This window comes from Streptomyces sp. NPDC091281 (genome assembly GCF_044757425.1).
Lineage (GTDB): Bacteria > Actinomycetota > Actinomycetes > Streptomycetales > Streptomycetaceae > Streptomyces.
Genome location: NZ_JBIVUY010000027.1, coordinates 1 through 3,194 on the forward strand (window position 1 = coordinate 1; position 3,194 = coordinate 3,194).

Consider the following 3,194-nt stretch of genomic DNA (forward strand, 5'->3'; position numbering starts at 1 on the left):
ATGTTGACCAGGCGGGTGCCGGTCGAGGCGTAGCGTTCGAACCAGGTTGTGATGTGTTTGGGTTCCAGGGCCTCCCCACCGAAGATCACCCAGCGGAGATCCGGAAGGGTGGGCGCGGAGGACTGCGCGGCTTGCTCGGCCAGCTCGCGGAACATGGACGGGGTCTGGTTGAGGACGGTCACACGCTCGTCGCGCAGCAGATCCCACGTGGCTTCGGGGTCGCGTGCGGTGTCGTGGGGGACGACGACGGCGCGGCCGCCGGTCATGAGGGCTCCCCACAGCTCCCAGACGGAGAAGTCGAAGGCGTAGGAGTGGAACACCGTCCACACGTCCTCCGGCCCGAAGTCATACAGTGGCCGCGAGTTGGCCATCAGATGCATGACTGTGCGGTGCTCGACCGCCACCCCCTTGGGACGGCCGGTCGAGCCGGACGTGTAGATGACGTACGCCAGCTCCGAAGCCGACCCACCCGTCTGCGGGGCAGTCCCCGGCCGACCGGCGATCACCTCCGCCTCTGCGTCCAGGTCCACCACACGGACACCGTCCACGGGCAGGCCCGTGCTCAGTCCTCGGTGGGTGACGAGGATCGTGGCGCCGGAGTCCTCCAGCATGTAGGCGAGGCGGTCGGCGGGATAGGCCGGGTCCAGCGGTACGTAGGCGGCGCCGGACTTGAGGATGCCGAGGAGGCCCACGACCATCTGCAGGCCCCGATCCACGGACAGGGCCGCCAGGCGTTCCGGTCCCGCGCCGAGAGTGATCAGGTGGTGGGCCAGGCGGTTGGCCGCCTCGTCGAGCCGGCGGTAGGTCAGGGACTTGCCCGCGTAAGTCACGGCCACCGCGTCCGGCGTGTGGGCGGCACACGCGGCGACCCGGTCGTGGATCGTGCCCTCCCACGGGGCGGAACCGGGCGTCACCGCCCACTCCCGCACCACCCGCTCCCCCTCCCCCGGGGCGAACATGGACAGGGCCGACACCGGCCGCGCCAGGTCCTCGGCCATGCCGGTGAGCAGGGCGTCCAGGTGCCCGGCCATCCGCCCGACCGTGGCCGCGTCGAACAGCTCCGGGTCGTAGGCGAGGGCGTACGCCAGCTCGTCCCCCGCGTAGGCCACGAGGTTCAACGTGAAGTTCGTGACGTCGGCGCCCTCCAGCTCCCGCAGCCGGACGCCGTCGTCGCTCCTCCCGGTGTCGCCGTCCACGGGGAAGTTTTCGAACGCCACCAGGCTCTCGAAGAGGTTCGTACCGCGTTCGACAGGACTCCACCCCTGGATGCGCGGCAGCGGCACGTACTCGTACTGGCGCGCCTCGACCTGGGCTTCCTGCACGCGGGCCAGCCACTCGGCGACCGGCGCGTCGCCGTCGACGGACACCCGCACCGGCAGGGTGTTGATGAGCATGCCCACCATCGAGTCGGCCCCCGGCAGATCCGCCAGGCGACCCGAGACGGTGGCGCCGAACACGACGTCCCGCTCACCGGCGTACCGCGACAGCAGCAACGCCCAGGCGCCCTGCACCACCGCGTTGACGGTGAGCCGATGAGTCCGGGCGAACGCGTACAGGCGTCGTGAGGCGTCGGCGGAGAGCCACGTCACCAGGCGTTCCGTGGACTGCGCGCGGTGGCTGGCGGTGGGACGGCGGTCGTACGGCAGCGCGGTCGGTTCGTCGAACCCGTCCAGCAGCGCACGCCAGTACGCCTCCGCCTCCGACAGGTCCTGGCGTTCCAGCCACTCCACGTACGCGCTGAACGGGCGCCGCGCGGGCAGCGACGGCTCCTCACCGGCGGCCAGTGCCCGGTACGCCGAGGCCAGCTCGTCGAGCATCTGGAAGGTGCTCCAGCCGTCCAGCAGCACGTGGTGCGAGGTGCGCACTACCCGTACGGAGGCGTCCGAGGTACGGGCGATGACGATCCGCGCCATCGGGGCGGCCGACAGGTCGATGCCGCACTCCCGGTCCTCCGCCAGGTAGCGCTCCCGCGCGCGCTCCTGCTCCTCGGCGCTCAGGTCGCGCCAGTCGAGGTGGACGACCGGTGTCGTGACGTGCCGGCGCACCACCAGCAGCGGGCGGTCGACGCCCTCCCACACGACGGCTCCGCGCAGAACCTCCAGGTGGTCGGTGACGTGCTGCCAGGCCCGCTCCAGCAGACCGGGCTCGGTCACACCGTCGAGGACGAAGCTCATCTGCTCGAAGTAGGCACCGGAGCCCGGTTCGGCGAGGGTGTGGAACAGCATGCCGCTCTGCATGGGTGTGAGCGGGAAGATGTCCTCGACGTCCCGGCCGTCGCCGGCGATGCGGTCCACGGCCACTTGGTCGAGCCCGGCGAGGGGGAAGTCGGACGGCGTCGCGCCGCCGGCCGCCGGGTCCTGGCAGTGGTCCACGAGGGCGCGCAGCGCCGCCACGTGCTCACCCGCCACGCGCTCCACCGTCGGCCGGTCGAAGACTTCACCGGAGAAGATCCATGTGAAGCCGAGGCGGCCGTCCTCGACCATGCCGACGATGTCGAGGAGGTACGGGCGGGGTTCGTCCGGGGCGTGGTCATGGCCGAGGGCGGGCAGGCGGTCGCGGACCAGCCCGTCCCGCGCCGTCGTGCCGTCCCACTGGCCGAGATAGTTGAAACTGAGGGGCGGGAGCCGGTCCGCGCGCAACGCGTGACCGGGTGTGCCCGGTGCGGACAGGAAGCGCAGCGCGTCGTACCCGAGGCCGCGGCCCGGCACGGCACGCAGCTGCTCCTTGACGGACTTGACCGTTTCGCCCCAGTCGCGTCCGGCGGGCAGCGTCAGGGCGACCGGGAAGTGGGTGGTGTACCAGCCGACCGTGCGCGACAGGTCCAGGTCCTCGAACAGCTCCTCCCGACCGTGCCCCTCCAGGCCCAGGACCAGGCGGTCGGCGCCCGTCCAGTCTGCCAGGGCGCGGCCGAGTGCGGTGACCAGCACGTCGTTGATCTGCGTGCGGTACACCGACGGCAGGCGGTGCAGCAGCGCCTCGGTCTCCTCGGGGCCGAGGCGCACCTCGACCGTCTGCTCGGCAGCCGTGACGTTGCGGCCGTCGGGGTGGTCGACGGGCAGCGGGGGAGCCCCGTCCGGGTCGACCGAGCGCCAGTGGTCGAGTTCGTGGTCCAGGGCGCCGGAGCGGACGTGTGTGGCCAGGCGCTGCGCCCACTGCTGGTAGCTGCTGGTCTTCGCGCCCAGGTCGGCGGGGCG

General features: G+C 71.9%; 1 protein-coding gene. It reads right to left on the minus strand.

Annotated features, from left to right (window positions below; translation table 11 throughout):
• Positions 1-3,194, minus strand: a 3,194-nt coding sequence (locus ACIQPQ_RS37530; protein ID WP_401313432.1) for a condensation domain-containing protein, incomplete at both ends; no start/stop codon positions are given.